This is a genomic window from Streptomyces sp. JHA26 (assembly GCF_002005565.1).
Lineage (GTDB): Bacteria > Actinomycetota > Actinomycetes > Streptomycetales > Streptomycetaceae > Streptomyces.
Window position 1 is genome coordinate 18631 of sequence record NZ_BDJC01000035.1, and the last position, 26442, is coordinate 45072.

Below are 26442 nucleotides of genomic sequence, written 5' to 3' on the forward strand. Positions count from 1 at the left end.
CCCTCTCCTTCCTCTGTGTGAGGCCGGTGCGTGCCATGGACATCTCCTTTCTCGGCGGACCAGCTCCGCAACGCGGGGTCGGCGTGGTCGCCCCGTTCGACTTCGCGCTCGACCGCGAGCTGTGGCGGTGGGTGCCCGACGAGGTCTCGCTGCACATGACGCGAACCCCCTACGTGCCCGTCGAGGTCGGCCTGGACCTCGCCCGGACGGTCAGCGAGCACGAGACGCTCGGCGAGGCCGTGCGCACCCTCAACGCCATCACGCCCGAGGTCGTCGCCTACGCCTGCGCCTCCGGCAGCTTCGTCGGCGGCATCGCCGGCGAGCGCGCGATGTGCGAGGCGATGACCTGGGCCGGCGCGGTCCCGTCCGTCACCACCTCGGGCGCGCTGCTGGACGCGCTGACCGAGCTGGGCGTCCACCGGGTCGCGCTGGTGACGCCGTACACCGTGTCGGTGACCCGGGTGCTGGAGGAGTACGTCGCCGAGGCGGGCGTCACGGTCACGGGCTGCGCGTTCATGGGGCTGACCCGGCACATCTGGAAGGTGCCGTACCGGGACGTGGCCGAGATGGCACGCCGGGCGGTGCCGCACCCGGAGGCGGCCGACGCGCTGTTCCTCTCCTGCACCAACCTCCCCACCTACGACGTCATCCCGCAGCTGGAGGCCGAGCTGCGCATCCCGGTGATCTCGGCCAACCAAGTGACGATGTGGGCGGCGCTGCGCCGACTGGGTACCCGTGCCGTGGGGCCGTACCAGGCGCTGACCGACCCGGCGGCGCGGACCGGCCCCGCGGTGCCGGGGCCGGCCGGTCCCGTACTGCCGGAGACCCCCGAAGTCCCCGGCACGGAACAGCAGCAGGAAGGGTGGACATGACAGCACTGGGGTTCCTGTACCCGGGCCACTCCGGCGAGGACGACTACCCACGCATCGAGCAGCTCCTGGGCAGCGACATCCGAGTGGACCTGGTGCACACCGACATCGGCGAGGACGCGCACCGCGTCGACGCCCTGCGCGAGATGGGCTCGCCGCAGCGGCTCGAGGCGGGCACGGCGGAACTCCGTCTGGCCGGGGCCGACGCCGTGGTGTGGGCCTGCACCAGCGGCAGCTTCGTGCACGGCTGGGAGGGCGCCCAGGACCAGGTGCGCACCCTGGCCCGGACGGCGGGCCTGCCCGCCTCCTCGACCTCCTTCGCCTTCGTGCACGCGGCGAAGGAGCTCGGGGTGCGCCGGGTCGCCGTCGGCGCGACGTACCCCGACGACGTGGCCCGGTTGTTCGCGGACTTCCTGCGCACCGCCGGCCTGGAGACCGTCGCCGTCGTCGGCTCCGGCGTCGTCACGGCCGCGGAGGTCGGCACCTGGACCGAGGCCGAGGTGCTGGCGCTGGCCCGCGCGGCCGACCACCCGGACGCGGAGGCCGTCCTCCTGCCCGACACCGCCCTGCACACGGCGGCGCACATCCCGCTCCTGGAGAAGGAGCTGGGCAAGCCGGTCCTCACCGCCAACCAGGTCACCGTCTGGGAGGGGCTGCGGCTGGCCGACCGCCGGGTCAACGCGCCGGAGCTGGGGGCCCTGTTCACGCGGGAGCCGGTGGTCCAGGTGTGAGGGACGCGCGCCGGCGGGCCCGTACCGGCTCCGGGCCGGTTCCGTACCGGGTTCCGTGGTGCTGTCCGTGGTCGGCACGGAGGCGTGGGCGCGGCGGCCGGGAGAGGCTGTGACCACAGCGGCCGGACACGGACCCGGCCGAACCCGCATCACGACTCACGGGAGTGACCATGACCGCCACCGGCGACACCGCGTACGAGGGTTTCACGGCCGACGAGCGCGCCGCGATGAAGGAGCACGCCCAGGAGCAGAAGAAGGCGGCGCGGCGCGGCTCGAAGGCGGAGAAGGCGGCGGAGGCCGAGCGGGACCTGCTCGCGAAGATCGCCGAGATGGAGGGCTCCGACCGGATCATGGCCGAACGCGTCCACGCCGTCGTCACGGCCACCGCTCCGCAGCTCGCGCCGAAGCTCTGGTACGGGATGCCCGCCTACGCGCTGGACGGCAAGGTCGTCTGCTTCTTCCAGAGCGCGGCGAAGTTCAAGGCGCGCTACGCGACGCTCGGTTTCAACGACCCGGCGCAGCTGGACGACGGCGCGATGTGGCCGACCGCCTTCGCCCTGACCGAGGTCACGCCCGAGGTGGAGGAGCGCATCGCCGCCCTCGTGAAGCAGGCGGTGAGCTAGGACGTGCGCCCCGGGGCCGTGCGCCCCGGGCCCGTGAGCCCCAGACCCGTGAGCCCCAGACCCGTGAGCGCGGCCTCGCCGGCGGCGGCGTGCCCGCCCCCGGCGAGGAGCAGGGTGCGCGCCGACTGGTAGGGGCAGCCGGCCGCGTCGAAGGCCGCCGCGGCGGCGAGCTGCCCCGGCAGGTCACCGTCGAGCAGCGCCTCCGCGCGCTCCACCTGGGCGGTGGCGACCGGGTTCCCGGCGACCGTCTTCCGCGCGGCCTCGACGCGGGCCCGGGCCTCCGGGTGACCGGCGAGCACCGCCGCCTCCGCCCTGAGGGCCACGTACCAGTGCAGCCAGATCCAGCACACCCACTTCCACACCTCACCGGGGTCCGGCGCGAGGCGCTCCAGCGCCGCCCCGGCGTCCCCGTGGTGCAGCAGGACCATGGCGTCGAGGACCGCGCCGTAGCCGAGACGGTGCTGCTCGGGAGCCGTGTCCGCCCGGTCGACGACCGCCAGCCAGGCCGCCCGCTCGTCGTGCTCGCCGCGCAGGCCGTGCACCATGGCGACCGACGCGGCGGCGGCGCCCAGGGACAGCGACGGCCGGCGGCCACTGTGCTCCCACGCCTCCAGGAACCGCGTGCTGCGGCCCAGCACCTCGTGGCCGTGCCCGGCGAACGCGTCCGCAGTCAGCAGCCACGCCGTGGCGTGGTGTCCCGCCTCGGCCAGCAGCGGGTGGCCGGCGAGCCGTCCGCCCCACCGCCGGGCGTCCGCCAGCGCTCCCACGCCGAGGGCGGTGGCGGCCGCCATGGCGAGGGCGTCCATCGACTCGTGCGTGGCGGCCGGGGCGGGCGCGGCGGAGGCCAGGACGTCGACCCGGCGCCGGGCCGCCGCCGCGACGGCGAAGGCGTCACCGGCCCAGCCCCGGGCGCCGGACAGCGCGTCCAGGGCGGCGGACTCCGTCACCGGGTCACCCGTGCGCCGGGCGAGCGCGACGGCCTGCTCGGCGCGGCCGACGGTGTCGGCGACGGTGCTCTCCGCGGTGCCCTGGACCGCGCCGTACGCGTCGTCGAGCACCGCGGCCTCGGCCAGCGCGACGGCGGCCTCGGCCGCGGGGGAGCCGTCGGACCGCTCCCGCGCCCCGGCGAGCAGGGCCGTCACCTCCGCCACGGGGGGAATCCGCGGGAACAGGGTGGAGAAGCGGTACGCGACGGTGGCGGCCGCCGCCAGGTCGCGGCACGCCCCCGCACCGTCCCCGGCCCGCCGGGCGGCATCGGCGGCGGCGCGGTGCAGGCGGTACATGTCGTCGCCGAGCCTGCGGCACCCGGCCACCGCGGCGGCCTGCCGCAGCGCCTCGGCGGCGGCGGTGCCGTCGTCGGTGAGGGAGGCGGCCTGCTCGTAGCGCTGCTGGGCCTCGCCGAGCAGGGTGCGGGTGAAGGCGAGCCGGGCCAGCGACAGGGCGAGACGGTGGGCGTCCGCGCGCCGCTCCGGTCGGCCGGCGGCCCAGGCGAGGGCGGCCCGGCAGTCGTCCGCGAGCGCGTCGAAACGGGCCCGCCAGTCCGGCCCCGACGCGTCCTCCAGCGCGGTCGCCGCCGCCAGGCACCAGGCCAGGTGCCGGGCGCGCACCACGGCCGGCTCACCGGCCTCGGCGAGCCGCTCGGCCCCGTACTGGCGGATGGGCTCCAGCGCCTGGTACCGGGTGCCGGTCGGCGACGGCGTCACGATGAGCAGACTCTGCTCGGCGAGCCGCCCCAGCCCGTCGACGACGGCGGCGCCCGCGCCGGCGGCGAGCCCGACGACCTCGCCGGCCCCGGTGCCGGCGCCGGCGGTGCGTCCCGCGGCCCCGGTGGCGTCCTCGCCGACAGGCCGTCCCGCGGCGTCGGCGTCCCCCGTGGCGAGCGCCGCGTCCCCCGCCGCGAGCGCCGCGTCCCCCGCCGCGAGCGCCGCGACCTCCGTGGCCGCCTCCGCCGTGAACGGGGCGACGAAGACCGACACCCGGCGCAGCAGCGCCCGGTCCCACGGGTCCAGCAGGTCGTGGCTCCAGTCCAGTACCGCCCGCAGCGACCGGTGCCGGTCGTTCGCGCGGGGCCCGCCGGTGAGGATCCGCAGGGGGTCGGAGAGACCGGCCGTCAGACCGTCCAGGCCGAGCGTGGACCAGCGTGCCGCCGCCAGCTCGATCGCCAGCGCCATGCCGCCGAGCCGTTCGCAGACGGCCACGATCCCGTCGCCCGCCGCCGGACCGGGCGGCTGCCCGACGGCGACGGCCCGGTCCATGAACAGCGCCACCGCCTCCGACGCGTCACCGCCGGCCACGGACAGCGGCGGTACCGGCAGCACCCGCTCGAACGGCACCATCAGCCGGGCCCGGCTCGTCACGAGCACCCGCAGCCCTGGACAGGCGGCCAACAGCCGTTCCAGGAAGGGCGCCACGCCCTCGCGCACCTGCTCGCAGTTGTCCAGCACCAGCAGCGCCCGGTGGTCCGCCAGCGCGGCCGCCACCGCGTCGTCGACGCCGTGCCCGGGCTGCTCGCCCACGCCGACGGCCGCCGCGACCGCCGCCCCCACCCGGTCCGGCTCGGCCACGGGGACGAGGTCGACGAACCACACCCCGTCCGCGAAGTCGCCGGCCACGTCCGCCGCCACGGCCAGCGCCAGACGCGTCTTGCCGACCCCGCCCGGACCGGTGACGGTCACCAGCCGGTGCGCCTTCACCGCCTCGGCCAGCTCGCCGCGCTCCCGCACCCGGCCGACGAACGACGTCAACGGCGCCGGCAGCGCGGGCGCCGACCGCGACCGCTCCGCCCGCGCCACCTCGGCCGCGTGCCGGGCGAGTGCCCGCCGGTCCGGCAGCCCCAGCTTGCGCAGCAGCGAGGAGACGTGCGACTCGACGGTGCGTACGGAGAGGACCAGCCGGGCCGCGATCTCCGCGTTGCTGAGGTGCTCCCCGAGCAGCGCGAGCACTTCCGCTTCCCGCGCCGATATCCCTGGACTGGTCACCGGGTCATTATCCGTGGCGGTTCGTCGTCCGTGGCGATTTCCGTGGTCGGCACGGAAGCGGCCCGCACCCCGGCCGCGGGAGGCTCCGACCACGGCGATCCACCCGGCCCGAACCGGGTGGTCGCGACCCTCGGCCGACAGGAGTGACCATGAGCACCGCCACCGCCACCGCCACCGTCGCCCGCTCCCGCGCCCGGCGCCGCCGGGACGCCGAGCACCGGCTCACCCACGACGTCGACGTCTGGGTGGCCAGCGCCTCGGCGGACGGCGCCCCGTACCTCGTACCGCTGTCCTTCGACTGGGACGGCGAGGTGCTGCTGGCGGCCACGCCGGCGGACAGCCCCACCGGCAGGAACCTCGCCGCCACCCGGGCCGCCCGGCTCGCCCTCGGCCACACCCGCGACGTCACCGTGATCGACGTCGATGTCGAGGTCCTGGAGCTCGACGCGCTGCCGCCGCAGCGGGGCGACCGGTTCGCCGCGCGCACGGGCTTCGATCCGCGCGCTTCGGCCACGGCGTACCGCTGGTTCCGCCTCGTCCCGCGCCGCGTCCAGGCCTGGCGTGAGGAGAACGAGCTGACCGGCCGCGAGCTGATGCGCGACGGCCACTGGCTCACCTGACGCCCCGTGTCGGTGCCGGATGACAGGATGCCCGGCATGACGACGGACGGCGATTTCGACTGGTGCGAATTCCTGGGGCGTTGGCAGGCGGAATGGGTGCCGGACGAGCACGGGACCCACCGGGAGCGGCTCGGCGGGCCGCCCGCTCCGGAGGCGGCCGTCGTGGCGGCCGAGCGGCGGCTCGGCACGCGACTGCCGCCGTCCTACCGGAAGTTCCTGACCGCTGCCGACGGCTGGTGGGTGGACGCGACGGCGTCGGTGTACCGGCTGGGCGGCGTCGGGGAGATCGACTGGTTCGGGGACCCGTACGGGCTCACGGAGATCTACGAGGAGTTCCTGGACGAGGCCCCGAGCGACGAGAATCGCCTGCTGGCCGGCATGTGGCGGCGGGCGCTGCGGCTGGAGACGGAGTCCGACATGTCGCACGCCCTGCTCGACCCCGGGGACGTCGGCGAGGACGGCGAATGGGCGCTGTACGTGTACCAGGGCTGGAGCGGCGACCTCCCGGACCGGTACCCGTCGTTCCGCGCCTACATGGAGGCGCGGTACCGCGCGTTCCACGCGGACCGGGCCGGCTCCGTGCCCGGGTTCGAGAACGCCACCACCCGCGCCCAGGACGCCAACGTCGAACGGGCCAGGGAGGAGGCGCTGCGCGGACACGGGGACGCGGCCGCCGGACTGCTCGCCGAGGCATGGTCGTTCGGCCGCCCCGGGTCGGCGGCCCTGCTGCGGCAGCTCACCGTACGCCCGGCCGTCAACCTGCGCTTCGCCTACGCCGCCCTGGTCACCGACCCCCGCTACACCGACGAGCTGCTGCCGGTGCTGGCGGCCGCGCACCTGGAGGACAACCGGTACCGGCAGTCGCCCGGGCCCCTCACCCCCGGCTTCGAACTCGACGACGCGATGCGGGCGGCGGCGGACGACCTCGTCGCCCGCATCCGGGACGGTGTCCACCGGTACGAGCCCGGCGGGGCGTTCGGGCGGGCGGTGGCCGAGGCGCGGGAGGCGGCCCGCTGGGGTGACGTGGACGGGGCGTGGCGGACGATCCGGGCGGCGCTGCCGTCCTGGTCACCGCCCGGCCCGGCCCTGGTGGCACCGGTGGGCCTGACGGCCGACTCGGTACTGCGGCAGGTGGTCACGCCCGAACGCTGGCGGGAACTGGTGTCCACGCCCCGTGCGGGCCGCACCGGCCCGGCACCGGAGCCCGCGCCCGACGTGGACCCGCCGGGGCTGCGCTGGCTGGTGGACGACGCGCGCAACCGCATACGCACCGGCTACCGCTGCCTGTGGGTGGAGGGCACCGACCCGGCCGGCCTGCCCGGCCTGATCGGGGAGCCGGGCGGCACGGGTCTGAGCCCGCAGCCCGTCGGCCCCCGGGAGCGCGTCTTCGGGCACCCCGGCCCGGGGGCGGGCACCGGCGAGCCCTGGGAGGACCGGGCGGTGCTCTCCGTGGGCCGGACGGCGTCCGGGTGGACGTTCGGCTTCGAGGAGGCCCCCGCGCAGGCGCCGGGCGGCCAGTTCTTCGCCTCTCCCGCCGCGGCGGCCTCCGCGCAGGGGCGCTGCGTGACGCTCTGGGTCCAGCCGGCCCGGATGCACACGGACCGAGTGGTTCACCTGTCGGTGGCGGAACGCGGACGTGAGCAGTTCGCGTTCACCGTACGGGGCGAGGAGACCGAGACCACGGGGGAGGTCCCGGCCCCCTTGGACCCGGCCCGGCTGTTCGAGGACACGACGGACGAACGACGCCTGCTGGCGGCCCTGGAAACCGAGTTCGCCCTGTCCCTGCCCCGCTTCGCCCTCACCGACGGAGCCCTGCACCGCTTCACCACCCACTCGTGGACCAGGGCACCCCGCGAGGGGGAGGGCTACGCCGTCTTCACCTGGTCCCGGCTCGGGTGAGGCTCAAGCCGCTCGTCGCCACCTGAGCCGGGCGACCAGCCGACCGATCAGCCCCATGGAAAACGGGCCGACCGGCTCACGGCCTGCTGACCTGCGGAGAGCGTCTCCCAGCGGTCTCGGAACGGAACCCGGACCGTTCCGAGGGCGTCCTGACAGCCCTTGTCGCCCCAGCACGTGATGCCGGCGCCGACGAGGCCGTGCCCGCGGGCCGCGCGGACGTCGTGGGACAGCTCCGGGCAGGACTGGGTACGCCCTCACCGCCCTCACCGCCTTCCCCGACGCCCTCGAGGCACCCGCCGGGGAATAACCGGAGGCACCCTCCTGTTAGGCAGCGCAGCGACTCGCGAACCGGCATACAACAGGAGGCACCCCACCATGGCCGCAGACGCCGCAGAGGAGATCCGGGGCACCGCCCACGGCACCGCTCCCGTCCCCCTCTCCGTACTGGACCTGGTGACCGTCGGCGCGGGCCGCACCGCCACGGACGCGCTGCGGACCAGCGTGGACATCGCGCGCCTCGCCGAGGCCCGCGGGTACCACCGCTACTGGGTCGCCGAGCACCACTCGATGCCCGGCGTGGCCTCCTCCTCGCCCGCCGTGATCCTCGCCCACCTCGCCGCCCACACCGGCCGCATCCGGCTCGGCTCCGGCGGCGTCATGCTGCCGAACCACGCCCCGCTGGTGATCGCCGAGCAGTTCGGCACCCTGGAGGCCATGGCGCCGGGCCGCGTCGACCTCGGCCTCGGCCGCGCCCCCGGCACCGACGGGGCGACCGCCGCCGCCCTGCGCCGCACCGACCGGCTGAACGAGGGCGCCGACGACTTCCCGCAGCAGCTCGCCGAGCTGATCCGGTTCCTGGACGACGACTTCCCCGACGGGCACCCGTACCGCCGCATCCACGCCGTGCCGGGCCCGGTCCAGGCCACGTCCCCCGGCGGCGTCCAGTCCCCGCACCGGCCGCCGGTGTGGCTGCTGGGCTCGTCCGGCTTCAGCGCCCGGCTGGCCGGCGCCCTGGGGCTGCCCTTCGCCTTCGCGCACCACTTCTCCGCGCAGAACACCGTCCCGGCGCTGGACCTGTACCGCGAGTCCTTCCGCCCGTCGGCCGTGCTGGACGCGCCCTACGCCCTCATCGGCGTCGCCGCGCTCGCCACCGACGACGAGAAGGAGGCCCGCCGGCAGGTGCTGGCCGCCGCGCTGAACATGGTCCGGCTGCGCACCGGGCGCCCCGGACTGGTGCCGACGCCCGAGGAGGCGGAGGCGTACGACTTCAGCCCGATGGAGCGGGAGTTCGTGGCGTCCTGGAACGCCAACGTCATCCACGGCACCGCCGACGAGGTCCGCGCCGGCCTCGACGACCTGCAGAAGCGCACCGGCGCCGACGAGCTGATGCTCACCGCCAACGCCCACGGCGGCGACGTGCGCCTGCGCTCCTACGAGCTGATCGCCGACGCCTACGGCCTGCCGGCGCCAGCCTGAACCCCGGGCGTCCCGGAGGCGCCCAGCAGCGCGGAGATGCGGTCCGGCGCCACCGGCCGGGAGTACAGCCAGCCCTGGCCGGTGTCGCAGCCGATGCGGCGCAGTCGGCTCGCCTGGTCGGAGGTCTCCACGCACTCGGCGGTGACGGTCAGGCCGAGGCGGTGGGCGAGCTGGACCATCGCCTCGACGATGACCTCGTCGGCCGGGCTCGCCGCGTCGTCGGACGCCTCGGCGGCGCCGGCGACCCCGTCGTACTGGAAGCCCCGGACGAAGGCGCCGTCCAGCTTCAGCACCGACACCGGCAGCCGGCTGAGGTAGGCCAGGTTCGAGTAGCCGGTGCCGAAGTCGTCGATGGCGATGCGGACGCCCATGTCGCTCAGCGCCTTCAGCACCTGCAGCGGCCGGCCCGCCGAGCCCATCACCGCGGACTCCGTCAGCTCCAGCTGGAGCAGGTGCGGGGCGAGGCCCGTCTCCTCCAGGGTCGCCGCCACGTCCGCCACCAGGTCGGAGTCCCAGACCTGGCGGACCGCCACGTTGACGCTGACGAAGAGGGGCGGCCCGTCCGGGTGGTCGAGCTGCCAGCGGCGGGCCTGCCCGCAGGCGGTGCGCAGGATCCAGCGGCCGAGCGGGACGATCGAGCCGTCCTCCTCCGCCAGCGCGATGAACCGATTCGGCGCCAGGACGCCGAACTGGGGGTGGTTCCAGCGGACGAGCGCCTCGACGCCCCGCACCCGGCCGTCGTCCATGCCCACCAGCGGCTGGTACTCCAGGGCGAACTCACCGCGGTCGATGGCCGGACGGAGCGTGGCGGCGAGGGCCTGGCGGGTCATGCGGCTGGCGTTGCGCTCGGGGTCGAACAGGGTCCAGCGGGCCCGGCCGTCGGCCTTGGCCCAGTACAGGGTCGTGTCGGCCGCCTGCATCAGCGCGGTGGGCGTCGTCCCGGCGGCGTGCCGCTCGACCACGCCGACCGACGCGGTGACCGACAGCCGGCGGCCGGAGAGCTCGAAGGGCTCCTGGAGGGCCGCCAGCACGGACTCGGCGAGGTCGGCGAGCTGGTCGGTGCCCGTGGAGTCCTCCACCAGCAGGGCGAACTCGTCGCCGCCGAGGCGGGCCACCAGCGGCACCCCGGCCCGCGTGCCCGCGGCCTCCTCGGCGCAGCGCGTGAGCCGCTCGGCGACGGAGGCCAGCAGCCGGTCGCCGACGCGGTGGCCGAGGGTGTCGTTGACGGCCTTGAAACCGTCCAGGTCCAGGTAGCACAGGCCGACCCGGCCGGTGCCGCCGTGCTCGTACGCCTCCGCCTCCAGCGCGGCCGTCAGTCGCTCGAAGAACAGGGAGCGGTTGGGCAGCCGGGTCACCGGGTCGTGCATCTGGAGGTGGCGCAGCCGGGCCTGGAGTTCGCGCCGGGCGCTGATGTCGGAGACGGAGAGCAGCAGACCGGGCGTGTCCCCGGCCAGCCGGGTCACGGTGACCTGGACCCACAGGGAGTGGCCGTCGGCCCGCTTCAGACGGCGGGTGCAGCGCAGCCGGGGCTGCCGGCCGCACAGCACCTCGCGGTACGCGTGCCAGGTGTCCGCGTCGGACGCGAGGTCGACCAGGTCGGCCGCCGCGCGGCCGGTCAGGGACGCGGGATCGGTGCCGAGCAGCGTGCCCAGCGTGTCGTTGGCGCTGACGACCAGGCCCTCGGGGTCCACGACGGCCATCGCGAGCGGGGCGGCCGTGAACACCGAGCGATAGGGCGGGGGGCCCGTACGAGCGGCCTGGGCGGTGTCTGCGGCCGGTCCGGCGCCTGCGATCGGTCCGGCACCTGCGATCGGTTCGGTACTCGCGATCGGGACCGTGTCTGCGGCCGAGTCGATACCTGCGACCGGTCCGGCACCTGCGGCCAGGTCGGTGTCACTGTCCGTGACGGCCGACCGGTCGAGGTCTGCCGCGGGCGCCGGCCCTTCGGAGGTTCCGTTCACCGCTCGCTCCCGCAGTGCCTCGATCTCGGTCCGTCTGTCCGTGCAGGAAAGTGTGCCGATCATAGAGGTTGGCTCCGGGCCCTTCCAGCCGCCGATCCGCCTTCCGGACCTAGTAGGCCCTCCGGGTGATCGTTTCTGCCCGTCTCTGGACGACTCCGTCACGCCTCCGACCAGTTGTGACGTTCCGTGAAGGGGCCGGGGGCGTCGGCTCCGGCCCGCTCCGGCGGAATCCCGCGTGACTCACCCATCCGGTGCAGGCGAACAGGGCGCAGTACGACAAACCAGCACAAGCTGGGTGCGGTGTCCCGTGAACCGCATCCGGAGGTCCCCGTGCCGCGCCCGTTCCCCCTGAGGCGACTTCCCCGCGAGGCCCTCGAGGGGCTCGGCGCGAGGTGCCTCGCGACGGGGGCGGTCCGGCCCAGGCTGCGCAGCACGGCCGCGGTGTGCACCACCCTGTCGGCACTCGCCGCGACCTCCCTGATCGCCGCCCCCTCGGTCGCCGAGCCCTTCTCCCCGCGGCCCTGCGAGCTCCGGCGCACCGCGGTCCACCACTCCGAGGGCCTGGACACCTGGAACGCCGCCTACCCGCGCCCGGCCCGCGCGCTGGCCGCGGTGATGGTGTTCCTGTCCTTCCCGGACTCCCGGCCGCTGACCACACCGGCCGAACTGGCCGCCGACCACTTCCCGGCCACCACCCGCTTCTTCCAGCGCGCCTCCTACGGCGCGTTCACGCTGCGCCCGCACCCCCTGCGGAACTGGATCCGCATGCCGAGGCCGTCGACGGCGTACGACATACGGCGCGACTGGAGCGCCGAGCACCGGGGCGCCTACCTGCACGACGCGCTCGCCGCCGCCGACCCGCACGTGGACTTCTCCCGCTACGACATCGTCTACTTCGTCGCCGACCCGGACGCCCCCGGCGTCGACTCCGACGCCACGAAGGTCGTCAACCTGAGCTCCCCGCTGCGGGCCGACGGCGCCGACGTCCGGCGGGTCGTCACGGTGTTCGAGAACCATCCGCCGGACCGGCTGGTGCTGGCCCACGAGACCGGGCACGTCTTCGACCTGCCCGACCTGTACCACCGGCCCGCCGACGGCAGGGGCGACTGGGACACGTTCGTCGGCGACTGGGACCTGATGGGGAGCCAGTTCGGGCTGGCCCCCGACCTGTTCGGCTGGCACAAGTGGAAGATGGGCTGGCTGCGGCCCCGGCAGGTGACGTGCGTGCGCGGCAGCGGACCGACCCGGCTGACCCTGGAGCCGCTCGGCGCGGGCCCCGGCGTGGTGGTGGCGGGGACCGCCGGGGCGCCGAGCTTCGGGCTCGGCCGGGGCACCAAGCTGGCCGTGGTCCGCACCGGGACCGACAGCGCCCTCGCCTTCGAGGCGCGGGGGCCGGTGGGCAACGACGCCGCCGCCTGCCGCGCGGGGGTGCTGGTGTACCGGGTGCGCGGCGGGACGCGGTCCGGGGGCGGACCGGTCGAGGTGATCGACGCCCACCCGCACACCGAGGCCTGCTGGGAGGACTCGGTCTACCCGCCGCTCGCGGACGCCCCGGTGGGCCTCGGCGAGAGCTTCACGGTGCCGGGGGACGGCGTACGGGTCGAGGTGGAGGGGCGGACGGGCTCGGGGGCCTGGACGGTGAAGATCACGCCCGGCTGAGCCTCCCGGGCGGGCCGCGCCGCGACCGCGCGGGAACGACGATGGCGAGGCCGTTCGCGTTTCCGCGAACCCGCCTCGCCATCGACAACGTGCGCCGCCAGGGACTCGAACCCCGGACCCGCTGATTAAGAGTCAGCTGCTCTAACCAACTGAGCTAGCGGCGCCTGCTGACGTCGTAGACCTTAGCATCCGGGTCGGCGGAGGGAAAAATCGAAATCCGCACCGCGGCCCTGGCCGCCCGCACGGCCGCCCAGAGCAGGACCTCCGGACCCGGCAGCCACGGCAGGCGGGTGTCGGGGGCCACCAGCCAGCGGGCGCCGGAACGCGGGGACGGGTCGGCGAGGGCCGGGACGGTCACCGCGTCCCCGGCGCCGTGGCACAGCAGCGGCGGCACGGCGCCGGCACGGCCGTCCCGCCGGCCGCGCGCGCTCCACTCCTCCCACTCCAGCAGCGAGGGCAGCCGCTGGGCGGTGCCCGGCGCGGCGAACAGCAGCATCCGGCCCCGGAACTCGGCCACGGGTCCCGACCCCGGGCCCTCGTCCCACATCCGGTCCAGCATCCGGCGCCCGAAGACCGTGGGGGCGCTCACCACGTCGAAGGCCGAACCGCAGGGCAGGACGACCGGGGCGTCCGGCCGCTCCTCCCACAGGGCGAGGGTGCTGCGCGGGTAGGCACCCGCCGAGGCCAGCCAGGCGGCGCCGTCCGCGGTGACATCCGAGACATTCCGTGTGCTGCTCATGCTCCCCAGGTCTACCGGGCGTGAGGGAACCGCTCCGCTGGGTTGCGGGAAACCGGGACAGGGGGAGTGGCGAGCGGGTATCTTGCCCGTCTGGCATATGCGTCCGGCCTGGTCGAACAGACGGACGGGCGCCGGGGCGCGGTCACACCGGGTCGGCGTGCCCCGGTCCGCCGGCCTCGGCGCCGCGCAGCAGGTCCCGGCCGAACTCCACCATCTTCTTGGCGTAGTCCTCGGTCCACTCGGCGCGCTCGGCGATGTCCGCCGTCGTCAGCCGGTCGAAGCGGCGCGGGTCGGCGAGCTGGGCCGCCGCCACCGCCTGGAACTCCGTCGCCCGGTCCGCGGCGGCGCGGAACGCGAGCGTCAGCTCGGTCGCCCGCTCCAGCAGCGCGCGGGGGTCGTCGATCGACTCCAGGTCGAAGAAGTGCTCGGGGTCGGAGGCCGCCTCCGCGGGCTCGAACAGCAGGGGCGCGGGGCGTAGCCGCGGCTGGTCCCGACGCGGCGTGTGCTCCGCCATGACTTCTCCTTCGTACGTCGCGATCGACCCCCTCGATGTCGGGTGGGCCACCGTCCATTGTCCCGCGCCCCCGCAAGAGGGCCTGAGGACCCTGAGGGCCACACCCCCCGGGCACCGCGAGAATGGCTTCCCAGCCGTCCGGGCCGTATGCATGGACCGCTGTCCCATGCCGGGGGCTTCGGGGGAACAGGGACGCACTGCTCCGCGTCGTCCGCCCCGTGGCCCCCCTCTCCTTCGCCCTGCTGCCGTAGCCGCGGGCGGTCGGAGCCGCTCGGGTCGGGCAGGCGGGGCCGTCGGTCAGGGGCGCCACCTCACCCGGTGTTCCGCCAGGTGCGCCAGGACCGCGTGGTTCGCCTCCCAGCCGTCCGGGAACTTCACCAGCGTGCCCAACTGGACCGGCTCCGTGGACGGGTAGTCGTCCAACAGGTCGGTCACCCCCTCGCGGCAGACCACGATGCAGGCGTGGCGGTGGCGGGAGGCCAGGACGCACAGGCGGCCCGTCTCCAGGTGGAAGGCGGTGGCGTCGGGGCGGCCGGAGAGGGGGTGCAGGACCACCGTGACGTCGTACTCACGGCCCTGGAGCCGGTTCGCCGTGTCCACGGTGACGTCCGGCACGCCGAGTTCCGCGAGGGCCGCCCGGACGGCGGCGGCCTGGTCGCGGTGGGCGGTGCCCACGGCGATGCGGCCGGCGGTGAGGGGGGTGGGGTCCGGGGAGCGTTCGGAGGTCGCCGCTCCGCCCCGGTCCAGGAGGCGGCGGACCACCAGCGCGACCGCGCGCACCGCCTCCGGGTCCGTGCGCGGAGTGTGGCGGGCGGGGAGTTCCAGCAGGCCCCAGCCGGACTCCGCCGCCTCGTCGATCACCCGGTCCGGGGCCGAACCGTCCGACGGGACACCGAAGGAGAGGCGGCGGTCGCCGTGGCCCGTGCCGCTGCGGAACGGCGTGTACGGGTAGAACGCCGCCGACACCAGCGGCGCCGCCGACGCCGGGAGCCGCCACGACACCGGCAGCCGGTGCTGCGGCAGGTCCGGGTTGTGCGCGAGGAGCGTCGTCACCGCGGAGGCCGACGGGTCGTACGACAGCCCCGCCCACTGCTCGCTGCCCACCGTCGCGAACGGGTCGAGCTGGCCCGGGTCGCCCACGAACAGCGCCCGCTCGAACAGGCCCGCCACGGCCAGCAGCGCGTCGGAGCGCATCTGGTACGCCTCGTCCACGATCGCGTGCCGCCACGGCTCGTCCACCGTGACGTGCGCCCACTTCGCGGCCGTCGACAGCACCACCGCCTGCCCGGCGAGGTCCGCGGCCTTCGCCGACGTGCGGACGTTGGCCAGGCCGTCGAGCGCCTTGTCGTACGGGTCGGCGTCGCTGCTGTGCAGGCGGCCCACCGGGAGGTCCGGGTCCCTCTCGGCGAGCCGCAGCACCAGGTCGTCCACCTGGGCGTTGGTCTGCGCGACCACCATCAGCGGACGTCCGGCCTCGGCCAGCTCCAGCGCCGCCCGCACCACGAGCGTGGACTTGCCGGCACCGGGCGGGGAGTCCACGACGACACCGCGCTCGGCGCCGTGCAGGGTGTCGTGCAGGATCGCCGAGGTGGCGCGGGCCGCCTCGGCGCCCGGGTCGGATCCGGCCCGAACGGGGGCGGTGGTGGTCACAGGACGTCCTCCGGGGTCTGGGCGTCGGCGGGCTCCGGCACGGCGGCCGCCTCACCGGGCGGCCCGCCGTGCGTCCACGGCGTCTGTTCCGGGGCGGGCAGCTTCGCGCCGCCGCGCTGCTCGTGCTCGAAGAGGGTGAAGCAGACCAGGTCGCCCTTCTCGGGCACCGACCCGGCCTCGGGCTCCCTGCCGCGGCCCATCTTGTCCAGGATCCGCAGGACGAGGCCGCCCTCGTCGTCCTCGCCGACGTACTCCGCGGCCTGCGGCCTGCCGCCCAGCGACCGGTACACCTTCACGCGCTCGCCCAGGTGCGGCCGGTCGTCCGTGCGGACCGTGACCAGCGGGCGCGGACCGGGCCGCCTGCCCTCGCTGTACGCCATGACCACGTCCACGACCTCGCCCACGAAGGCCTCCCCGGACAGCCGTCGCCCGGCCATCACCAGCGGGTCGTCCAGCGCCTCCTGCGCCTCCAGCCGGGCCTGCTCGCGCTCGCGCGTGGCGAGCTTGTTCGCCGCCGTCACCGCGTCGTCCCGCCGCGGCTGCGGGGGCTCACCGGCCAGGACGCGGTCGCGGTGCGAGGTGAACGACCAGCGGTCGCGCGTCCACCGGTCCTCGACGTGCGCCCCGGCGGGCAGCTCCCGCAGCAGGTCCAGGCCCCGCCACACCGCGTCCCAGGTGGGCCGCGTACGGCTCTCCACCAGAGCGCGGATCTCCCGCTCGGCGGCCGCGAGCGCGCCCAGCCGGTCGTCGGCCTCCAGCCCGTCCTCGGCGGCGGCGAGCGCCGTGCGCGCGCGGTCGTAGCGCTCGACGGCCGGGGCGAGCAGCTTGTTGTCGAAGGCCGGGTCGGTCGCCGGGCCCGCGGGCGGGCACCGCAGCTGGCCGTCGGCGTCGCGGGCGAGTTCGGCGTGGCGCGCGGCCTCGGCACCGCTGGGGAACCCCTCCGGCGGGTCGATCCACCCGAGCAGCGCCCCCAGGTGCTGGTCCTCCAGGGAGGACTGACCGGTCGCCCAGTGCCGGCCCAGCAGGTCGGTCATGGCGAGGAGGAGGGACGAGCCGGGCACCCGCGCCCGTTCGCCGTAGTGGGTCAGCCACCGGCCGAGCAGCGGCACCCTCGGCGGCGCGGGATGCGGCGTCTCCGGATCCTCCTCCGCCGTACGCCGGAAGCGCATCGACCGGCCGAGCAGCCGCACGAAGTCGATGCCCGCGCGGCTCGGCACGATCAGCTGCGCCGCGTCCGCGCACAGGTCGACCTCGACCTTGACCCGCTTGCCGGTCGCCGGGTCGGTCTCGGTGCGCTCGGCGGCCTCGACGTCCTCCGCGCACGCCTCGACGTGCGGCAGCACGATGCCGGCCAGCTCGGCCAGGAACGCGAAGCGCAGGTCGCGGTCGCGGGGCTGCGGGACGACCAGCAGGTGCGGCGCCCGACGGTCGGTGCCGACCAGCGCGCCCAGCGGGGCGCCCGCCTCACCGGCGGTGGTCAGCGGCACGAGGACCAGCGGGCGGTCGGACAGGTGCCGGTGCCGGACGGTGGCGGCGGGCTGGGCACGGCCGCTGCGCACCGCCTCGAGCCGGGCGAGCGTGGTGATCAGCGTCATACGGTCACCCCGCCGGTCCCGGCACCGGCCGTCGCGAGGGCCTCCGCCCGCAGCCGCGCCGCCCGCCGCAGGGCCGCCACCGCCGGGTCGTCCGGGTCGCCGGCCTCCCCGCGCGCCGCCGCCAGCACGTCGTCCACCGTCGACAGCCCGCCGAGCTCGGCCCGCACCGGGCGGCCCAGCGAGGTCACCGCGCCGGTCTCCCGGGAGCGGGCACGGCAGTGGAAGGCCAGCTCGCACGCGGACAGGCACTCGGGCGCGTACGTCGCCGGGACCACCTCGACCGCGGCCGTCAGCTCGTCGGCCGGCAGCGCGGGGGAGAAGCAGACGCCCTCGGGGAGCGCCTCGGCGATCTCCTCGATGCGGGTGAGGCGGGCCAGCTGGCGACCGGTCACCGCCCGCTGCTTGCGCACGTCGACGGCGGACGCGGTGGGCAGGTTGGAGAAGTCCTTGGGGCAGACCAGGAGGACGCGGTGCCGCACGCGCGGCGCCGGGTCCAGACGGGCGGCGACCTCCTCCAGCGCCAGCACGTACACCGCGGCCTGCCGGGCGGCGGCGCCCACCTTCGCCGGGTCCGCGGAGCCGTCCAGCATCGGGAAGGACTTGATCTCGACGACCGTCCAGGTGCCGTCCGGGTGGACGACCACCGCGTCCGGCTCCAGGAAGGCGGGGGAGCCGGCGACGTCCAGGGCCAGCATCGGGTGGTCCAGGAGCGTCCAGGTGCCGGACGCCCGGGTCGCCTCCCGCAGCGCCAGCGAGGTACGGGCGGTGCGGCCCTCGGGGCCGGTCGCCGACAGGTCGGGTACCTGCGCCCCGGCGGGCGGCTCGGCACCCCGGTCCAGCCTCTCGTGCACGAGCCGCAGCAGTTCGGCGCCGCCGTCCGCCTTCACCCGCGCCTCGAAGGCGTTGCCCCGGGTCAGGGCGAACTGCGACTGCCCGAAGACCGACGGCGACCCCAGCGCACTCGCCAGCGAACCCTTGTCCACCCCGGCGCCGTCGAGGATCGCCCGTCGCCTGCACCCCGGGTTGGCGGCGAGGGCGGCCAGGGCCCGCGCGTCCAGCGCCTTCGCCGGGACGTCGGGACCGCGCAGCTCAGCGAGCCGGTGCCGGAGTCCCGTCCCCCGCGTCCGCGGGGGAGGTGTCCGGCTCGGCTCCCGCTCCGAGCCGCTGTTCGCGCTGCCGTGGAAATCGCTCACCCGCGGAAGTCTGGCATCCACCGCTGACAATCGGGGAGTCGGCACCGCCGGAACCCTGCGGGGCGGAAGCGGGACGCGCGGTGAACAGGGTCCGCGCCCGGTCCGCGACCCGCATCACGAACGGCGCCAGCAGGAAGCCCGCGCCCATCACGGCGGCGCCCGCCACCGCGTCGAGGAAGTAGTGGTTGGCGGTGCCCATCACCACGATCGTCGTCACCAGCGGGTAGACGACACCGGCCGCCTTCGCCGTGCGCGTGCCGCCGTGGCGCCACAGCATCACGCCGCACCACAGCGCCCAGCCCACGTGCAGGCTCGGCATGGCCGCGTACTGGTTGGTCATCCCGCCCAGACCGCGCGGCGCGCTCGCCTCGCCGCCCCACCAGCCGTACGAGCTGTAGTGGGCCATGGTGTCGACGAACCCGTGGCTCGCGTCCAGCAGCCGCGGCGGGCAGGTCGGCAGCAGTGTGAAGCCGATCAGTCCGATGAACGTGGACGTCATCAGCCAGGTCCGGGCCGCCCGGTAGCGCACGGCGCGCGAGCGGAACAGCCAGACCAGGATCGCCGGGGTGACGGCGTAGTGCAGCGACGCGTACCAGAAGTCGGCCGGGACGCCGAGCCACGGTTCGCGGGTGAAGAGCCGGTTGAGCGGGTGCTCCGCGTTGAGGTGGAGCGCCTTCTCGATGTCCAGGAGTGCCAGCCCGTGGTCCACGGCGTCCGAGACGTCACCGCGCACCAGGAGGCGGCCCGCGGAGTAGCAGGCGTACACGAGGACGATCAGCGGGAGCTCGGTCCACCAGCGGAGCCGAGTCTGCGGGGCCGCCTCGGTGCCCGGTGTCTCGGTGTGCGGCAATCCGATCGCCCTCCCCCTTCTTCTCGCGTGCCCGACGGCGTCGGGCGTGCCACTCTACGGCGTCCGGGGGCCCCGTCCGCGGAGCGCCCCCGGCCCTGAGAGACGCCGGGACGTCCCCCCGGGTTGCCCGCCCGCGGTGTGAGCGATGATGGAGGGGACTCCTGCGACACCCCTCCCGGAAAGGCCCCTCCATGGCACCGCGCATCCTGCTGGCCCGGCACGGACAGACCGAGTGGTCGCTGGCCGGCAAGCACACCGGCAGGACCGACGTGCCGCTCCTGGAGGAGGGCCGGCGCGGTGCCGAGCTGCTCGGCGAGCGCCTGCACCGGGCGCCCCTGGACGGCCTGCCCGGCGTCGAGGTGCGCACCAGCCCCCTGTCCCGCGCCCGCGAGACCTGCGAACTCGCCGGCTTCGGCGAGCGCGCCCGCACCTGGGACACGCTCATGGAGTGGGACTACGGGGCGTACGAGGGCATGACGCCGGCCGAGATCCAGGCGGTCCGGCCCGGCTGGCTGATCTGGCGGGACGGGGTCCCGGAGGGCGAGAGCCTGGCCGACGTCACCGCGCGCGCGGACGAGGTGGTCGCGTGGGCACGGGAGGCGGACCGGGACGTCCTGGTCTTCGCCCACGGACACATCCTGCGGTCGATCGGCGCCCGCTGGCTGGGCCTGCCGCTCGACTTCGCGTCCCGGATCCGGCTGAACCCGACGTCCCTGTCGACCCTGGGCTGGGCCTACGGCGAACCGGCCATCGAATCCTGGAACGACCTCGGCCACCTGACCGACCGGTCGACACCGCGTCACCGCGTCACCGCGTAACCGCGGCGCGGCGTCACCGCGTGGTCGCGGCACTGTGTAGCTGCGGCGCTGCGACACCGTGCAGCTGCGGGCGAGTCGTGCCTCCCCGGTGCCCGAACGGCTCGGGAGGCACCCCTGGGGCGGCACGGGCTGGCACAGCGGCACCCGGTCGGCACCGGCCGAGCGACCCACCCTTACGCCCGCCCCCCCCGGCCGGTCAGGCCGTCCGTGGCAACGACGCGTGCCGTTCCAGGAACGCCGACACCCCCGACGCCCGCCGGTGCGGCAGCAACACCCGTGCCGTCCCCGCCAGCATCGTGTGGATCCGCGACGACTGGACCTCGCCCAGCAGGTCCAGCACCCGCATCCCCGCCCCGGCCGCCTCGTCGGGCCGCCCGCCCCGCGCCAGGTCGTCGGCCAGTTCCGCCGAGTACAGCGCGAGGTTCCGCGTGAAGTGCGGGTCCTGCAGTTCGGCCGCCCGGCGCGCGTGCCCGGCCGCCCGGGACCAGTCGCCGAGCGTGGACCAGCACTGCGCCTCCAGCCCCTCCAGCTCGGCCTCCCCGTAGAAGCTCATCCACTCGGGGTCGGCGTCCGAGGGGCCCCGTTCGAAGAGGAGCTGCGCACGGGTCAGCGCCTGCTCGCAGCCGACGCGGTCCGCGAGCCCCGCCCAGCCGCCCGCCTCGCGCAGCGCGAGCAGGGACATCAGCCGCGCCGACCCCAGCGGGCGGGCGGCGCGCTGCGCGGCCTGCGCCGCCCGTACCGCCTCGCGCGGCCGGCCGGTGTCCCGGGCCAGGAACGCCGTGTTGCAGAAGGCGTGCGCCTCCAGCCCCGGGTCACCGGTCATCCGGGCGGTGGCGAGGGCCTCGGCGTAGTGGGAGCGCGCGTCGTCGAAGCGCCCCGAGTCGTGGGCCAGCCAGCCCACGGAGATGGCGAGTTCCCCGGCGCCCGCGTAGAGCCGGTCCGCCGTCGCCTGCCGGGTCGCACCGGCGTCCAGCAGCGCGTACGCGGCGCGCAGCGGGGCCGCCGCACGCCGGTAGAGCCCGTCGGCGCCGTGCCGGTCGTCGAGCAGCCGGATCCGGCGGACGGCCTCTTCGAGGGCGCCCGCGTCGCTCGTCCCGGCCCGGTGCGCGGCGCGCGGCGTCGCCTTGGCACCGGTGGCGAACCCCAGGGGACCCAGCGAGACGGCGGTCAGGGTGACGCCGCTCGTCATGAATGCGCGACGCAGCACGTCGCTCTCCTCGTTGTCGTCGTGCGTGTCGTACAGGCTGTGCGTGTCATACGGTTCGCCCGCCCCACCTGACTCACTCGTGGCACTCGGCGGCCGGCCGAGGTGCGCCGGGAGCGCGTCCTCGTCCGTGCGCGCCCGGCGTCCGCGTACGGACGAACGGGGCGCGAACCCCAGATCGGTGAGCGCGCGGCCGGGGAACATGTGCAGGAACACCCGCTCGTACGCGTAGTTGGGGCAGCGGATCTCGCCCGCCTCCACGCGTCCGATGTAGCGCGCGTCACAGCTGACCCGCTCGCCGATCTCGCGCGCGGCACGGCGTACCGCCGCGGCGAACTCGGCCGGCGAGCGCTGTCCGCGCAGGCGCCGGAAGGCGAGGTTCGGCCGCGGTGGCCGATCGGGCTGGGCGGAGGTCACCGTTGACGACGCCATGGCCGGGTCCTCTCGTGCGAACCGTCGAACCACGCCGGAAGGGGTGTGAGTTGTGGGGATTCTCCCGGTTGTCACCCCGTTTCCGGCGAGCAAGAACGTACCTGCTGTGACGGACCCGCCACGCGCGGTTCAGCCACAAACCGGATATCTCACCCGGGATCTGCCATGAAGTGCCATCCTTTGCGGCGGACTTGTCCCGTAGCCGTTGACGGCCTGCCGCGTTGAACCCTGTGGTCCGGGAGGTCCCCGACTCCCGGCCGACTCGTCCGAGGAGGAGTTCCGTGGTGGAGGCCGGGATGGAAGCCGGGATGCAGACCAGTCGGAGCGGCGGTCTCGCAGGCGTCCGAGGCGCGGGCGACGACGGTGACTGCGACGTCGTCACCGTGCCGGCGCGGCAGGGCCTGGAGGCCGTCGACATTCTCAGGCGGGGAGCCGGTGAGTCGGTGGGCCGTGTGCTCCACGACCACGGCTGCGACACCCTCGGTTTCCTGGTGCCCCCGGGCACGGCGGCCGCCTGGGACGTGCCGGGCAGCACCTGCACGGAGACGGCCGGCCGGGGGACGAGGCTCGCCCCGGTCCCCGAGCCCCCGGTGGAGGGCTCCGACTGGCTGCTGCCGCCCGGCGACGCGGACCTCGCGACCGACCCCGCCGTCCTGCGGGCCGCGCTGGGGGAGGCGGCCCGGCTGATCGAGGCCGCGGACAGCTGCCGCTGAGCACCGGGCGCCGCACGCCCCCCGGCGCCCGGACCGGCTACCCGCCCGGCCGGACGCGTCGGCGGGGAAGCGTTCGATAATGGCCCGATGGGAAAGTCCAGGAGCGCCCGCCGCGGGCGCGCTGCCGTGGAGGCCGTCGTCGAGGACGTCGACGGCGGGATCGCCGAGCTGATACCCGACCGCGAACGGGCGCGGGCCTGGACCCTGCTGATCGACGGCGCCCCGCAGTCGCACGTCGACCTGGACGACCCGGCGTACCTGTCGTTCGAGTACCAGCGCCGCATCGGGCACGTCATCGACCTGGCCGCCCCGCCCGGAAAGCCCGTCCACGCCGTGCACCTCGGCGGCGGCGCCCTCACCCTCGCCCGCTACGTCGCCGCCACCCGCCCCCGCTCCACCCAGCAGGTCGTCGAGCGGGACGAGGCCCTGGTCCGACTCGTCCGGCGCGAACTCCCCCTGGACCCCGGCGCCCGCATCCGGGTCCGGACCGCCGACGCCCGCGCCGGGCTCGCCAAGGTGCCCGACGGCTGGGCGGACCTGGTCGTCGCGGACGTGTTCGGCGGGGCCCGCACCCCGGCGCACCTGACGTCCACCGAGTTCCTCGACGAGGTGCGGCGCGCGCTCGCGCCCGGCGGGGTCTACGTCGCCAATCTCGCCGACGGCCCGCCGCTCGCCCACCTGCGCGGCCAGATCGCCACCGCCGCCGACCGCTTCCCCGAACTCGCCCTGATCGCCGACCCCGCGGTGCTGCGCGGCAAACGCTTCGGCAACGCCGTCCTGGCCGCCGCCGACCGCCCGCTGCCGATCGCCGAGCTCACCCGCCGCGCCGCCTCCGACCCGCACTCCGCGCGCGTGGAGCACGGCAGGGCCCTGACCGACTTCACCGGAGGCGCCCGGCCCGTGACGGACGCGGCGGCGGTCGCCTCGCCGGCTCCGCCGGCCTCGGCCTTCCGGTGATCCGGCAGCCGGCTCAGTAACTGCCGACCTCCACCCGCGGCGGGCCGTCGTGCCAGGTGCAGAACACCGACACCCGGTCCGCGCCGGAGGCGAACTCCACCCGGATCCACATCTCCGTCTTCCACACCTGCATCGACCAGCCCGCGGCCGGGGCCGCCGACACCAGCGACGCGGACGACGACCCGAGGGCGAACACCGCGCGTCCCCCGTCGGTCTCGTAGCTCCGGACCCGGCCGGAGGCGGTGGGGGGAGGGGGCGCGGGGGCGGGAGCGGTGGCCGGCGCGGTCCGCGAGGGCGCCGGACCCGGCTCGCGGGGCGTCCGGCTCGGCGTCGCCGACGGGCTGCCGGACCGGCTCGCCGACGGACCGCCCGACGGCGAGGGGCGCGTGGTGGACGATGCCGACGGCCCGGAGTCCCGCGCGTCCCGCGCGGCCGCGTCGACCGCCGTGACGGGCAGGGCGCGGGGCGCGTCGTAGGCCGTGCCCGCCATCACCGTGTGCACGCCCCACCACGACAGCGTGACCGCCGCGCCGGTGGCGAGCAGCCAGGCCAGTACGTGTACGAGTCCTCTGCGCATCGCGGCCATACTGCCCCACGCGTCGCACGCGTGTCGCCCGGACGGGGTGGTTCCGAAGGGCGTCCCCTCCCGCTCCCGGGGTCCGCCCGGAGTTGTCCACAGGCCCGCACCGGGCTCGTCCGCATGGCGTACGGTGCCGCCCATGGCAAGTGTGCTCGTGGTGGAGGACGACCAGTTCGTGCGCTCGGCGCTCATCCGGCATCTGACCGACGCCTCGCACCTGGTGCGCAGCGTCGGTACGGCGCTGGAGGCGCTGCGCGAGGTCGCCCATTTCCGGTTCGACGTGGTGATCCTCGACCTCGGACTGCCCGACCTCGACGGCTCCGAGGCGCTGAAGATGCTGCGCGGCATCACCGACGTGCCCGTCATCGTCGCCACCGCCCGGGACGACGAGGCGGAGATCGTCCGCCTGTTGAACGCGGGCGCGGACGACTACCTCACCAAGCCGTTCTCGGTCGAGCACCTGTCGGCCCGCATGGCCGCCGTCCTGCGCCGCGCCCGCACCGGCGGCGAGGTGCCGCCGTCCACCGTCCTGCGCGTCGGCGGCCTGACCGTCGACCCCCTGCGCCGCCAGGCCGAACTGGACGGTGTGCGCCTCGACCTGACGCGGCGTGAGTTCGACCTGCTCGCCTTCCTCGCCGGCCGCCCCGGGGTGGTCGTCCCCCGCAAGGAGCTGCTCGCCGAGGTCTGGCAGCAGTCCTACGGCGACGACCAGACCATCGACGTCCATCTGTCCTGGCTGCGCCGCAAGCTGGGCGAGACCGCGGCACGGCCCCGCTACCTGCACACCCTGCGCGGTGTCGGCGTGAAGCTGGAGCCGCCGGTCGCGGAGCCCTCCGGAGCGGAGCCGCCACGATGAGGTGGGCCCTGGTCAAGGTGTCGCTGGCGGTCACCGCCATGGTCGTGATCGCCTTCGCCGTCCCCCTCGGACTCGTCATCCGGGAGATGGCCCGGGACCGCGCCTTCTCCAACGCCGAACGGGAGGCGGCCGCCGTCGCCCCCGCGCTGTCCATCACCACCGACCGGGACCAGCTGGAGCGCGTCGTCGCCTCCGCGGGCTCGGACGCCGGGATGTCCGTGCACCTGCCGGCGTCCGCCGGCAGGAACGGCGGCGAGGACGTCGGCAAGGGTGGTGACAAGAACGGCGGCACCCGCATCGGCCGGCAGCGCGTCACCGACGAGGACATCGCCGCCGTCCGCGCGATGGGGCGCGCCTCCACCGCGGAGGTGCCCGGCGGCTCGGCGCTGCTCCAGCCGGTCGCGCTCAGCTCCGGCGAGATCGCCGTCGTCGAGGTGTACGTCCCCGAGTCCGAGGTCACCAACGGCGTCGGCACGGCCTGGGCGGTGCTCGCCGGGGTCGGCGCCGCGCTGATCGTCGGCTCGGTCGCGGTCGCCGACCGGCTGGGCGTGCGCATGGTGCGGCCCGCGCGGAAGCTGGTGGAGGGGGCGCACGAGCTGGGGGAGGGCAAGCTGGGCGCCCGCGTGCCCGAGGAGGGGCCGACCGAACTGCGGCTCGCGGCGGTCGCGTTCAACTCCATGGCCGACCAGGTCGTCCAACTCCTCGCCAACGAACGCGAACTGGCCGCCGACCTGTCCCACCGCCTGCGCACCCCGCTGACCGTGCTGCGGCTCAACGCGGCCTCGCTCGGCGACGGACCGGCCGCCGAGCAGACCCGGGCCGCGGTCGAGCAGCTGGAGCGCGAGGTCGACACGATCATCCGCACGGCCCGGGACGCCAAGCCGCAGACGGCCGCCGCCGGCCCCGGCGCCGGGTGCGACGCGGCCGAGGTGGTCCGCGAGCGGATGGGCTTCTGGTCCGCGCTCGCCGAGGACGAGGGACGCAAGTGGCGGGTGGCCGGCGCCGACCGGCCGGTGCGCATACCCGTGGCCCGCCCCGACCTGGCCGCGGCCCTCGACGCCCTGCTCGGCAACGTCTTCCGGCACACCGCCGAGGGCACCGCCTTCGCGGTCGACCTGCACAACGGCGAGGACGCGGTGATCGTGCTCGTGTCGGACGCGGGTCCCGGCATACCCGACCCCGAGGCGGCGATGGCCCGCGGCCGGGGCTCGGGCACCGACGGGTCGACCGGGCTCGGCCTGGACATCGTGCGCCGGCTCGCCGAGTCGACGGGCGGGGACGTCCGGATCGGCTCGTCCGTGCTCGGCGGGACCGAGGTGCGGATCTGGATCCAGCTCGACGGGCGCACGGCACCGGTGCGGCGCGGGCACCGGGGAGCCGTGCGGCGCCGCAGGCCCCGGCCGGCCCGCACCTTTAATCGGTCCCGATCCCTTCCTTAAGCCCACCCTAAGATCGCCAACCCCCGCCCGGATCAGGCACTTTGCCCGGTTCCCGCTCGCTAGCGTGCTGCCGCACCCCCACCCCG

22 protein-coding genes, 1 tRNA gene and 1 pseudogene are annotated in these 26442 nt (G+C 75.6%); 12 read left to right on the forward strand and 12 right to left on the reverse strand.

Translation table 11 applies throughout. The annotated features are described in order from the left end of the window. The first annotated feature begins 35 nt into the window (after nt 1–35). The 3 genes from JHAT_RS21320 to JHAT_RS21330 all read left to right on the forward strand — a co-directional run bounded on the left by JHAT_RS21320 (nt 36) and on the right by JHAT_RS21330 (nt 2223). A complete protein-coding gene (locus JHAT_RS21320; RefSeq protein ID WP_077799844.1) occupies nt 36–872 on the forward strand; it encodes an aspartate/glutamate racemase family protein in 837 nt (278 codons plus the stop codon). After that, nucleotides 869–1600 (forward strand): aspartate/glutamate racemase family protein, encoded by a 732-nt coding sequence (locus JHAT_RS21325; RefSeq protein ID WP_077799845.1) that lies wholly within the window; start codon nt 869–871, stop codon nt 1598–1600. The genes JHAT_RS21320 and JHAT_RS21325 overlap by 4 nt, the downstream gene beginning before the upstream one ends. Nucleotides 1601–1770: 170 nt before the next feature. Continuing rightward, nucleotides 1771–2223 (forward strand): iron chaperone, encoded by a 453-nt coding sequence (locus JHAT_RS21330; protein WP_077799846.1) that lies wholly within the window; start codon nt 1771–1773, stop codon nt 2221–2223. Here the strand turns inward: JHAT_RS21330 and JHAT_RS21335 are convergent. Next, complete coding sequence (locus JHAT_RS21335; protein ID WP_077799847.1) at nt 2220–5201, reverse strand: LuxR C-terminal-related transcriptional regulator; 2982 nt, start codon at nt 5199–5201, stop codon at nt 2220–2222. The two genes, JHAT_RS21330 and JHAT_RS21335, sit on opposite strands and share 4 nt — an antisense overlap. A 149-nt stretch (nt 5202–5350) precedes the next feature. On the opposite strand from JHAT_RS21335, the gene JHAT_RS21340 reads away from it, so the two are divergent. Together JHAT_RS21340 and JHAT_RS21345 are read left to right on the forward strand one after the other, a co-directional pair. Next, nucleotides 5351–5821 carry a pyridoxamine 5'-phosphate oxidase family protein gene (locus JHAT_RS21340; RefSeq protein WP_077799848.1) on the forward strand — a complete coding sequence of 157 codons (471 nt, stop codon included), beginning with the start codon at nt 5351–5353 and terminating at the stop codon, nt 5819–5821. A gap of 36 nt (nt 5822–5857) precedes the next feature. Beyond that, the gene (locus JHAT_RS21345) at nt 5858–7720 is read left to right on the forward strand and encodes an SMI1/KNR4 family protein (protein WP_077799849.1); all 1863 of its coding nucleotides are present in this window, start codon (nt 5858–5860) and stop codon (nt 7718–7720) included. Between the two features lie 68 nt (nt 7721–7788). Here JHAT_RS21345 and JHAT_RS35375 read toward each other — a convergent pair. Further along, nucleotides 7789–7984: pseudogene (locus JHAT_RS35375) on the reverse strand (IS5/IS1182 family transposase); the annotation flags it as partial. Between the two features lie 111 nt (nt 7985–8095). On the opposite strand from JHAT_RS35375, the gene JHAT_RS21350 reads away from it, so the two are divergent. Continuing rightward, complete coding sequence (locus tag JHAT_RS21350) at nt 8096–9196, forward strand: LLM class flavin-dependent oxidoreductase (protein WP_077799850.1); 1101 nt, start codon at nt 8096–8098, stop codon at nt 9194–9196. Here the strand turns inward: JHAT_RS21350 and JHAT_RS21355 are convergent. Continuing rightward, complete coding sequence (locus tag JHAT_RS21355) at nt 9172–11157, reverse strand: bifunctional diguanylate cyclase/phosphodiesterase (RefSeq protein ID WP_290439810.1); 1986 nt, start codon at nt 11155–11157, stop codon at nt 9172–9174. The two genes, JHAT_RS21350 and JHAT_RS21355, sit on opposite strands and share 25 nt — an antisense overlap. Nucleotides 11158–11457: 300 nt before the next feature. Between JHAT_RS21355 and JHAT_RS21360 the strand changes: the two genes are divergently transcribed. Then, a complete protein-coding gene (locus JHAT_RS21360) occupies nt 11458–12816 on the forward strand; it encodes a M6 family metalloprotease domain-containing protein (RefSeq protein WP_171990997.1) in 1359 nt (452 codons plus the stop codon). Nucleotides 12817–12906: 90 nt separating this feature from the next. On the opposite strand, the gene JHAT_RS21365 is transcribed toward JHAT_RS21360, so the two are convergent. The 7 genes from JHAT_RS21365 to JHAT_RS21395 all read right to left on the reverse strand — a co-directional run bounded on the left by JHAT_RS21365 (nt 12907) and on the right by JHAT_RS21395 (nt 19357). Further along, nucleotides 12907–12980 (reverse strand) — tRNA-Lys (locus JHAT_RS21365). After that, nucleotides 12971–13555, reverse strand: a complete 585-nt coding sequence (locus JHAT_RS21370; protein WP_077799851.1) for a bifunctional DNA primase/polymerase — start codon at nt 13553–13555, stop codon at nt 12971–12973. The genes JHAT_RS21365 and JHAT_RS21370 overlap by 10 nt, the downstream gene beginning before the upstream one ends. A 142-nt stretch (nt 13556–13697) precedes the next feature. Continuing rightward, on the reverse strand, nt 13698–14069 hold the full coding sequence (locus JHAT_RS21375) for a hypothetical protein (protein ID WP_077799852.1): 372 nt from the start codon (nt 14067–14069) through the stop codon (nt 13698–13700). 297 nt (nt 14070–14366) lie between these two features. Next, nucleotides 14367–15719, reverse strand: coding sequence for an AAA domain-containing protein (locus JHAT_RS21380; protein WP_077799853.1), 1353 nt, complete (start codon nt 15717–15719; stop codon nt 14367–14369). Then, entirely contained in the window at nt 15716–17314 is a 1599-nt protein-coding gene (locus JHAT_RS21385; protein WP_171990998.1) for a hypothetical protein, read from the reverse strand. The genes JHAT_RS21380 and JHAT_RS21385 overlap by 4 nt, the downstream gene beginning before the upstream one ends. Next, nucleotides 17311–18507 carry a hypothetical protein gene (locus JHAT_RS21390; protein WP_375603578.1) on the reverse strand — a complete coding sequence of 399 codons (1197 nt, stop codon included), beginning with the start codon at nt 18505–18507 and terminating at the stop codon, nt 17311–17313. Before JHAT_RS21390 ends, JHAT_RS21385 begins: the two co-directional genes overlap by 4 nt. Further along, nucleotides 18404–19357, reverse strand: coding sequence for a phosphatase PAP2 family protein (locus JHAT_RS21395; protein ID WP_077799854.1), 954 nt, complete (start codon nt 19355–19357; stop codon nt 18404–18406). The genes JHAT_RS21390 and JHAT_RS21395 overlap by 104 nt, the downstream gene beginning before the upstream one ends. Before the next feature lie 191 nt (nt 19358–19548). Between JHAT_RS21395 and JHAT_RS21400 the strand changes: the two genes are divergently transcribed. Further along, on the forward strand, nt 19549–20175 hold the full coding sequence (locus JHAT_RS21400; protein ID WP_077799855.1) for a histidine phosphatase family protein: 627 nt from the start codon (nt 19549–19551) through the stop codon (nt 20173–20175). 196 nt (nt 20176–20371) lie between these two features. On the opposite strand, the gene JHAT_RS21405 is transcribed toward JHAT_RS21400, so the two are convergent. Then, on the reverse strand, nt 20372–21811 hold the full coding sequence (locus tag JHAT_RS21405) for a hypothetical protein (RefSeq protein WP_077799856.1): 1440 nt from the start codon (nt 21809–21811) through the stop codon (nt 20372–20374). Nucleotides 21812–22119: 308 nt separating this feature from the next. Here JHAT_RS21405 and JHAT_RS21410 point away from each other — a divergent pair, with 308 nt between their 5' ends. Together JHAT_RS21410 and JHAT_RS21415 are read left to right on the forward strand one after the other, a co-directional pair. After that, the gene (locus tag JHAT_RS21410) at nt 22120–22524 is read left to right on the forward strand and encodes a hypothetical protein (protein WP_077799896.1); all 405 of its coding nucleotides are present in this window, start codon (nt 22120–22122) and stop codon (nt 22522–22524) included. Nucleotides 22525–22611: 87 nt separating this feature from the next. Further along, the gene (locus tag JHAT_RS21415; RefSeq protein ID WP_077799857.1) at nt 22612–23481 is read left to right on the forward strand and encodes a spermidine synthase; all 870 of its coding nucleotides are present in this window, start codon (nt 22612–22614) and stop codon (nt 23479–23481) included. Nucleotides 23482–23494: 13 nt separating this feature from the next. Here JHAT_RS21415 and JHAT_RS21420 read toward each other — a convergent pair whose 3' ends face one another. Then, complete coding sequence (locus JHAT_RS21420; RefSeq protein ID WP_171990999.1) at nt 23495–24058, reverse strand: hypothetical protein; 564 nt, start codon at nt 24056–24058, stop codon at nt 23495–23497. A 142-nt stretch (nt 24059–24200) separates the two neighbouring features. On the opposite strand from JHAT_RS21420, the gene JHAT_RS21425 reads away from it, so the two are divergent. Both JHAT_RS21425 and JHAT_RS21430 read left to right on the forward strand, forming a co-directional pair. Next, entirely contained in the window at nt 24201–24917 is a 717-nt protein-coding gene (locus JHAT_RS21425; RefSeq protein ID WP_171991000.1) for a response regulator transcription factor, read from the forward strand. Further along, a complete protein-coding gene (locus tag JHAT_RS21430) occupies nt 24914–26356 on the forward strand; it encodes a HAMP domain-containing sensor histidine kinase (protein ID WP_077799860.1) in 1443 nt (480 codons plus the stop codon). The genes JHAT_RS21425 and JHAT_RS21430 overlap by 4 nt, the downstream gene beginning before the upstream one ends. The last annotated feature ends 86 nt before the right edge of the window (nt 26357–26442 follow it).

Bases quoted from the DNA above. Each gene is read 5' to 3' on its own strand.
- JHAT_RS21425 (WP_171991000.1), top strand. From the start codon at position 24,201: ATGGCAAGTGTGCTCGTGGTGGAGGACGACCAGTTCGTGCGCTCGGCG.
- JHAT_RS21370 (WP_077799851.1), bottom strand. From the start codon at position 13,555: ATGAGCAGCACACGGAATGTCTCGGATGTCACCGCGGACGGCGCCGCC.
- JHAT_RS21410 (WP_077799896.1), top strand. From the start codon at position 22,120: ATGCAGACCAGTCGGAGCGGCGGTCTCGCAGGCGTCCGAGGCGCGGGC.
- JHAT_RS21420 (WP_171990999.1), bottom strand. From the start codon at position 24,058: ATGCGCAGAGGACTCGTACACGTACTGGCCTGGCTGCTCGCCACCGGC.
- JHAT_RS21340 (WP_077799848.1), top strand. From the start codon at position 5,351: ATGAGCACCGCCACCGCCACCGCCACCGTCGCCCGCTCCCGCGCCCGG.
- JHAT_RS21400 (WP_077799855.1), top strand. From the start codon at position 19,549: ATGGCACCGCGCATCCTGCTGGCCCGGCACGGACAGACCGAGTGGTCG.
- JHAT_RS21385 (WP_171990998.1), bottom strand. From the start codon at position 17,314: ATGACGCTGATCACCACGCTCGCCCGGCTCGAGGCGGTGCGCAGCGGC.
- JHAT_RS21415 (WP_077799857.1), top strand. From the start codon at position 22,612: ATGGGAAAGTCCAGGAGCGCCCGCCGCGGGCGCGCTGCCGTGGAGGCC.
- JHAT_RS21405 (WP_077799856.1), bottom strand. From the start codon at position 21,811: ATGGCGTCGTCAACGGTGACCTCCGCCCAGCCCGATCGGCCACCGCGG.
- JHAT_RS21325 (WP_077799845.1), top strand. From the start codon at position 869: ATGACAGCACTGGGGTTCCTGTACCCGGGCCACTCCGGCGAGGACGAC.
- JHAT_RS21375 (WP_077799852.1), bottom strand. From the start codon at position 14,069: ATGGCGGAGCACACGCCGCGTCGGGACCAGCCGCGGCTACGCCCCGCG.
- JHAT_RS21320 (WP_077799844.1), top strand. From the start codon at position 36: ATGGACATCTCCTTTCTCGGCGGACCAGCTCCGCAACGCGGGGTCGGC.
- JHAT_RS21330 (WP_077799846.1), top strand. From the start codon at position 1,771: ATGACCGCCACCGGCGACACCGCGTACGAGGGTTTCACGGCCGACGAG.
- JHAT_RS21345 (WP_077799849.1), top strand. From the start codon at position 5,858: ATGACGACGGACGGCGATTTCGACTGGTGCGAATTCCTGGGGCGTTGG.
- JHAT_RS21350 (WP_077799850.1), top strand. From the start codon at position 8,096: ATGGCCGCAGACGCCGCAGAGGAGATCCGGGGCACCGCCCACGGCACC.
- JHAT_RS21430 (WP_077799860.1), top strand. From the start codon at position 24,914: ATGAGGTGGGCCCTGGTCAAGGTGTCGCTGGCGGTCACCGCCATGGTC.